The sequence below is a fragment of the Streptomyces chlorus genome (genome assembly GCF_042655885.1).
Lineage (GTDB): Bacteria > Actinomycetota > Actinomycetes > Streptomycetales > Streptomycetaceae > Streptomyces > Streptomyces chlorus.
In genome coordinates this window covers 1-7,044 of the sequence record NZ_JBHSOA010000033.1, presented here as the reverse complement: position 1 = coordinate 7,044, position 7,044 = coordinate 1, and the positions used below count along the sequence as shown (strand labels likewise).

General features: G+C 69.3%; 5 protein-coding genes and 2 pseudogenes. 1 reads left to right on the top strand and 6 read right to left on the bottom strand.

The genetic code is table 11. The features are described 5' to 3' along the window. Positions 1 to 64: 64 nt before the first annotated feature. Positions 65 to 394 (top strand): annotated as a pseudogene (locus ACFPZI_RS16145) (transposase); the annotation flags it as partial. An 88-nt stretch (positions 395 to 482) separates the two neighbouring features. On the opposite strand, the gene ACFPZI_RS16140 reads toward ACFPZI_RS16145, so the two are convergent. The 6 genes and pseudogenes from ACFPZI_RS16140 to ACFPZI_RS16115 form a co-directional block, all read right to left on the bottom strand. Continuing rightward, the gene (locus ACFPZI_RS16140) at positions 483 to 2,885 is read right to left on the bottom strand and encodes a CaiB/BaiF CoA transferase family protein (protein WP_381363625.1); all 2,403 of its coding nucleotides are present in this window, start codon (positions 2,883 to 2,885) and stop codon (positions 483 to 485) included. After that, the gene (locus ACFPZI_RS16135) at positions 2,882 to 4,048 is read right to left on the bottom strand and encodes an aromatic ring-hydroxylating oxygenase subunit alpha (protein WP_181383787.1); all 1,167 of its coding nucleotides are present in this window, start codon (positions 4,046 to 4,048) and stop codon (positions 2,882 to 2,884) included. The genes ACFPZI_RS16140 and ACFPZI_RS16135 overlap by 4 nt, the downstream gene beginning before the upstream one ends. Before the next feature lie 308 nt (positions 4,049 to 4,356). After that, entirely contained in the window at positions 4,357 to 4,686 is a 330-nt protein-coding gene (locus tag ACFPZI_RS16130) for a DUF2889 domain-containing protein (RefSeq protein ID WP_381363626.1), read from the bottom strand. Beyond that, entirely contained in the window at positions 4,629 to 4,892 is a 264-nt protein-coding gene (locus ACFPZI_RS16125) for a hypothetical protein (protein WP_381363623.1), read from the bottom strand. The genes ACFPZI_RS16130 and ACFPZI_RS16125 overlap by 58 nt, the downstream gene beginning before the upstream one ends. Positions 4,893 to 4,949: 57 nt before the next feature. Next, complete coding sequence (locus tag ACFPZI_RS16120) at positions 4,950 to 5,270, bottom strand: hypothetical protein (RefSeq protein WP_381363622.1); 321 nt, start codon at positions 5,268 to 5,270, stop codon at positions 4,950 to 4,952. Positions 5,271 to 5,597: 327 nt separating this feature from the next. Beyond that, positions 5,598 to 6,860 (bottom strand): annotated as a pseudogene (locus ACFPZI_RS16115) (IS701 family transposase). Between the last annotated feature and the right edge of the window lie 184 nt (positions 6,861 to 7,044).

Sequence of the window (7,044 nt, the reverse complement as noted above, 5' to 3'; positions counted from 1 at the left end):
GGTCCCCCTCCACCATGACCAACCCGAAGATCATCCCACCCGGTCAGCCAACGTGACAGCACCTCTGAGCCCACTCGTGCAGGGCATACCGCCGATCCGCTCCCGGCGCGGCCCACGACACCGCAGACCGGGCAAGCTCCACGGCGACGAGGGATACGACTACAACCACCTGCGGCGATGGTTGCGCGGCCGCCGCATCACACCCCGGACCGCACGTAAGGGAACCGACTCCAGCCGGCGGCTGAGCCGGCACCGCTGGACCATCGAACGCACCATGGCCTGGCTCGCCGGCTGCCGACGCCTCCACCGTCGCTACGAACGCGAAGCCACCCACTTCCTGGCCTTCACCAGTATCGCCTGCACCCTCACCTGCTACCGCCGACTCACCAAATGAGGTGACTTGTTACCCCGACGCGGCAGGGGCGCCCGCCGCCGGGCGGTGGAACCCCGTGGCAGCCGCGGCCCGCTGAGTCCGGACATCACTACTCTGGCTGGAGGATGCCCTCCGCCACCAGGGCCTCGACCTCCTGATCGGCCAGACCGAGCAGCGAGGCCGCGATCTCCCGGGTGTGTTCGCCCAGCACCGGAGCCGGCAGCAGCGGGGCGACTGGGACCGATGTGTACGTCGCGACCTGGAGGTTGGCCCGCAGGGTCATCGGCAGAGCGGGGTGCTCGAGGTCCGCGAAGGCACCGCGGGCGGTGAGCTGGGCATCGTCGAGCTGGTCGGGGCCGCGGGCCATCAGCCCAGCCGGGACGCCGGCCTGCTGCAAAGCGGCGATCGACTCCTCCCGGTCGCGGCGGATCAGCCACTGGGTGAGCACCCCGGCGGCCGCGGCCCGGTTCCTGAGCCGACCGGCCACGTTCCCGAGGAGGGGATGGTCGGCGAGTTCCGGCCGGCCCACGACCCGGCACAGCCGTGCCCAGTCGTCGTCGTCTCGCACCGAGACCACGCACCACTCGTCGTCACCGGCGCACGGGAAGACACCCGACGGCGCCTCGGCCAGCGCGATGTTGCCCTCGGGGCCGACCGAGCCTGGCTGCAGCGACTCGGCGGCTAGGTGGCCACCGAGGTGGGTGAGTGCGACGTCGGACTGGGCGAGCTCGATGAGGCAGCCCCGGCCGGACTCCAACCGGGCGATCAGCCCAGCCAGCACCGAGACCGCAGCGACCTGGGAGGCGACGTGGTCGGGGTAGACGGTCGAGCCGTCGGCCGAGCCGTACTCGACGTCCGGGTAGGCCCAGAGCGCCGAGACACCACACGACGCACGAACCAGCGGGCCGTAGCCGAGACGCTTGCGCCACTCCCCCACGTTGCCGAACGCGCTCGCGTCGCAGATGACAATCCGCGGGTTGATCTCGGCCAGAATCTCGTGGGTGAGGCCGAGGCCGGCCAGTGTGCCGGGCTTGAAGTTGGCGACGACCACGTCCGCGGTGGCTACCAGCGAGCGGAAGATCTCGACTCCCCGGGGGCTACGCAGGTTCAGACCGAGTCCGCGCTTGTTGCGGTTGCCCCAGGCGAACGACGCCGCGAAGGCGCCCTCCCGTCGCGATTGCCGCAGTCCGTCCGGGTAGGCGGCGTTTTCCACCTTGATGACGTCGGCACCGTTGTCGGCGAACTGGCGACCGAGCTCGGCGCCGAACACGTTGACACCGAGGTCGAGCACCCGCAGACCCACGAAGGGCCGATCGCCGTCCGCGAGCTCCGGTCCGGCCAGCAGCACGCGCGGGGGCCAGAAGCCGTCGGCACCGAGCACCACGTCGTCGTGCTCACCGAGCTCTGGGCACCGGGACCGGTGCCCGGCGCGGACGCCGTCGACGCGTACCTGGCCGGAGGGGACTCGTGCGGTCACCCCGGGCGCGATCTCGACGTCCGCGAGGACGCCGGAGGTGACGAAGTGCGGCACGGTGAGCACGTCGGCGACATCGAGCACCTCAGCGATCGGGATGCCTCGCTCCGCACCCTCCTCGACGAGCTCGGCGCGGGTGTGCCGGTCGAAGAACTCCTGGATCACGGCATTGAGTCGCTCGGCGGCGTGGAAGCGTGCCGGGATGGCATCGAACTTCGGGTCGGCGAACTCCTCGGGCGAACCCAACCACTCGAACATCGCCCGCCACTGCCGCCGGGAGAGCAGGCAGGTACGCACGTGTCCGTCGGCGCAGCGGTAGACCGGGTAGTAGTTGCGCGAGTCGGGCCGGCCACGCGGGAAGGTGTCTGGTCGCGCCGCGGCCGCGGATCCCTGGGTCCCGAAGACCGGGTCGAGACCGTGCACCACGGCCTCGTAGGCGGAGACGTCCACGGACTCACCACGGTGCGTTCGACGGGCCTGGTAGTGCGCCAGCAGCGCGGCCCAGGCAACGTGCGCGCCGGTGTGCCCCTCGACCAGACCCACCGGGGGCAGCAGCGGCTCGGCACCCGGGAACCCGGATCGCGACAACACGCCGCCCATCGCGTATAGGACGTGCTCGGTCGCCTGGAGGTCGCGGTAGGGACCGGTCTGTCCAAAGGCGCTCACCTGGACCACGACCAGGCCCGGCACCTCGGCGGTCAGTCGACCGGGCTCTAGACCCGCATCGGCGAGCCGTCCCGGACCCCAGCAGTCGACCAGGATGTCTGCTGCACCGACGAGGTCGCGCAGCTTCGTCATGTCGCAAACGTCCGCGGCGTCCAGCACCACACCCAGCTTGTTCGCGTTGTTCAGGTGCCACGCCCACCGGCTGATGTCACCCATGGGCGTGCGACGTCGCCCGGCCGCCCCCTCAGGCGGCTCGACCTTCACGACCTCGGCGCCCAGGTCGGCGAGAAGCCGGGTGCCGGAGTCCGCGAGTTCGCCTGCGAGCTCCACGACTCGTAGACCGGCGAGCGGGAGCTTGGCGGCTGCGCTCATGCGGGCTGCCCTGCCTCGGACTCGGCGAGCTTCCGCGCGAGCTGGCGGTGCAGGTGCTGCGGCCCGGCCTCGTTGCGGCCGTAGATGTACACGCCGCTGACCGCGAGGGCGTTGGCCTGGATGGTCTCCTCCATCGGCCAGTCCTCCTTGGTGGCGGCCTCCTCGAGGATCTCCCAGCTCTTCGCGATTCGCTCGGCCATCTTCTCGTCGTAGGTGTCGGGGTCGGCGAGGAACCGGATGTGGATCGTGCATTCCGACGGCGAGTGGGACGATGGCCACGTCGTCCAGAACTCGATGTGGTGCGGGGTGATCGCGGCGTTGACGTTGGGGAAGACGAACATGCTCGAACCGACGTGCTTGTAGAAGCCCTCGACCTGGTCCTCCTCCCCGGCCTCGACCGCCTTCTCCAGGCGCATCCGCGGGGTGAACGACTGCATGTGCAGGCCGCTGGACTCCACCACGCAGGTGTTGGTCGAGATCAGCTTTCCGACGCCGTACGGGTGCAGGAACTTCGGGTGCAGGCTGTCCACGGCGCCATCGACAACGAGCTTCCAGTTCACCGGGACCGTGAACTGCTTGTCCAGCACCAGCAGCGACTTCTCGTAGTTGAACTCCCGGAAGCGTTCCTCCATGTCCGCGCCCAGGTACTCCGCCACGGTCTGCGGCTTCTCCCCAGGGTCCAGCGTGACCCACACCAGGCCGTGTCGCTCCTCGGTATGCACCTGGGCCAGGCCGTGTTCGAGGCGGTCCAGCGGCTCGAAGAACTGGGCATACGGGATGTGCCGCAGAGAGCCGTCGCGGTCATAGGTCCAGCCGTGGTAGGAGCAGGTGAAGGCCCGCTTCTTTCCCGCCTCGCAAACCTCGACCCGTCCACCGCGGTGCTTGCAGATGTTGATGCTGGCGCCCACGCTCCCATCGCGCTGACGCACGATCAGCAGTGGAGTGCCCAGGACATCCCGGGTGACGAAGCTGCCCGGATCAGGCAGCTCTGAGTGGTGCGCGACGACCACGGGGACGGTCCGCATCAGCGCCAGCTCCCGGGCCGCATGCTCGTCGTCGGTGAAATGGGACGTCGGGACCCGAAGCTCGCTGTCCGCCAGGTGCGTCGTGTTCTCTTTGAAGTACCGGATCAGCGTCCCGAGCACCTGCTGGTGGTTGGACAAAGGTCCTCCTAGGAACGAACTCGCTCGAGAGAAATGGTGACGGCCATGTCGGCCAGACCATCTTAAACCTACGACCAGAAGTTTTACTAGATGGACAGGTGCGCAGTGGACGAGGTCGGAGTCGTTGGTGGCCGCGGCCGCCATCCCCGCCGCGAAGTCGGGGGCGGTCGGCACTTCGGTGACGATGGATGCCAGTCACCCCCCAGGCTCCCTTACGACTTGGCAGGTCACCTGGCGGTTCGGCTAGTGAGTGATCAGCAGGTGGCCGGGTGGACGGGCACCAGTTCGGTGCTGGTGCGCCGCAACGGTCAGCAGGAGAGTCGCCCCCTAGGCGACCAAGCTGCCATGGTCAATAATCTACAGCTATAAGTTTTAGGCCGATCGGCGAGAAGCATCGTCGGCACCTCGCGCAGGGCCCTGGCCGCGTCAGTGAGATGCGTGCAGCCGTCCTCGCGGCGCAGGATGCCGGGGGCAGTCCGGCGCAGGTTCGCAAAAGGTACGCCCACCCGTCGGTGCAGATTGTCGGCCGCGAGCGGACACTCCGGGATCGGCAGCGCACCCGCCACCGCCGAAATCTGGGTCAGCTTCCCAGTCCGGGCGCCGGCGGCGGTGCTGAGGCGGTACTCGTGGGCCGGGATCCGCCCTCCGCCCGGCTCGGGGGCAGAGTCCTGGAACCACGCGCCCGCAGCGCCTCGCCCTCGCGCCAGGCGTCAATGCGGCGGACGCGGCGGGTGGTCGGCTCGGCGAATTCGGGGAGCTCGTGCCACGCGTCGAGGTCGGAGGGCGATCCCAGCACCTCGACGGGGTGGATCCGGTCCCGCGGCTCCCCCGGCCCGTGCGCCATGGCGCCCTCCCGGTAGCCCGTGCAGACGCCAGTCGGTGGGACGCGGTCACCGAACTTCTACTCCCAGGCCGCGGTCGACAGCGACCGAGTGAGCACGAACGGCGCGATGAGGCTGGTCCCCGCGAGGTCGTCGAACATCAGGGAGAGGACCGAGCCGGCCTCGATCTCCTCCGGCACCAGCTCAGCGATCCGCGCCCGCAGGCCACCGTGCAGCCCGACCAGTCCCTGCAGCGCGGGACGATCCAGCTCCGTCGCCACGGCCAGCACCTCGCGGGTGCGGGGCTCGAGGGCAGCCCAGAGCTCGCCGCTGGAGACCTCGCGGGCAAATCCGTCCGCCTGTGTAACGAGATCGCGACCCCGCCCGAACCCGAGGAGCAAACTGCCCGGCTCCCCCGGCCAGCGCCTGTATATGGTACTGGTCCGACGCACGCTCCCGGGATGACGGGCGGGGCCGAGGCTGCGGGACCCGAGGTCTCGACCGACATCCCTCAGCGCCCCGGCCGGCACTGCACCATGGCGAGGGCTAGTACTCCAGCCGGACTTCGATATTTGTGCTGATCAGCGGCCTGGTGGCGGGGAGTTTAGAGGGGGTGCCACGCGCGGGTGAGGGCTTTCGCCATCTGGTGCCGGCGAACAGGTAGCCGCGTCGCATGTAATGACAGCGTCGGGCACGTGCCTGGTGGCGACGTCGCCATCGGGACCAGTTCACGGCGTGATCACGGCGTTCTCGGGGCGGACGGCCAGCTGCCAGGAGGCGGCGGATCTCGGCCGGTGTGAGGTCCACGAGGTCGGGAGTGTCGTCGTCACGACCCCCTTTTCGCGCTCCAGGGTGGCCATGGCGGCGAGGAAGGCATGGGCAAGCATGGCGAGGGTGATGTGCCGGTACCAGCCGGTGTAGCGGCGGACCTCGTACTCGTCGAGGCCGCATTCGTTCTTGGCGCTCTGGAAGCACTCTTCGATCTTCCAGCGGCACCCGGCAATCCGGACGAGGTCCGCGAGAGTGGCGTCGAGCGGGGCGCTGGCCAGGTAGTAGGCGATCTCGTCGGGGTCGGAGATGCTGCGGCGGGCGAGCATCCACCGTCGGCGGGCGGGCTCGTCGCCGTCGCGTTCCTCAACGACGGGCAGGAGGGCGCCGGCCCAGTCGTAGACGCGTTCGCCCTTCGCTCCCGGGCCGGCGGACAGACGCTGCCAGGCTTCCGGCGGCGCCTCGCGGCGGAAGCGGTCCTCGATGCGGGGGCCGTGGACCTGCTGGGACTTGGGCACGGCCACGACGTAGTGGAGCCGAAGGTCTTCGATGAAGCGGCGGAAGCGGCTGTCCTGGCCGTAGGCGGCGTCCGCGGTGACCCACCGGAACCGGAGTGGGGAGGCATGGGCCCGGCGGATCATGGCGCGGGCGAGGTCGTTCTTGGTGGCGAAGACACGGTGGTCGGAGACGCGGGCGGCCCGGCAGCGGTCCGCATCGTCGGTCCAGGACCTGGGCAGATAGAGGGCACGGTCGACCAGGGCGTGTCCCCGGCCGGTGGCGTAGGCGGCGAACACGCCGATCTGGCAGTTCTCGGTGCGTCCGGCGGTTCCGGAGTACTGGCGCTGCACCCCCGCGGAGGTATCGCCCTTCTTGACGAAACCTGTGTCGTCGAGGATCAACACCCCTTCTTCTTCTCCGAGTTGGTTGGCGACGTATTGCTGGAGGACGTCACGGACAGAGTCGGCGTCCCAGCGGCTCTTCGCCAGGAGATGCTGCAGGCCGTCCGGGGTGGCGTGGCCGGCTCACTCGGCGAGCTGCCAGGAGTTCTTGCGGCTCGCCGGGCCGAGCAGACCGCGCACGTAGTCCCGCATCCGCCGCCTGGGCTCGACGCGGGAGAAGCGGGCGCCGATCCGCAGGAAGAGTTCTTCGAGTTCCCGTTCCCACACGTCTGCCGGAGCGTCATCGATCACACCGAAGGGCTGCTCGGACACGCCCACGGACATGCGGCAGGGGTCCTCGTCCGAGGGAAGCAATGGCGAAAGCCCTCACCCGCGCGTGGCACCCCCGCTAAACCCCCCGTCGCCAGGCCGTTGACCAGCACAAATATCGAAGTCCGGCTGGAGCACTAGTGTCCTGCGCCAGAAATCATGAGCCTATGTTTGTCACTGGTTTTCGGTGGCTGGCGGA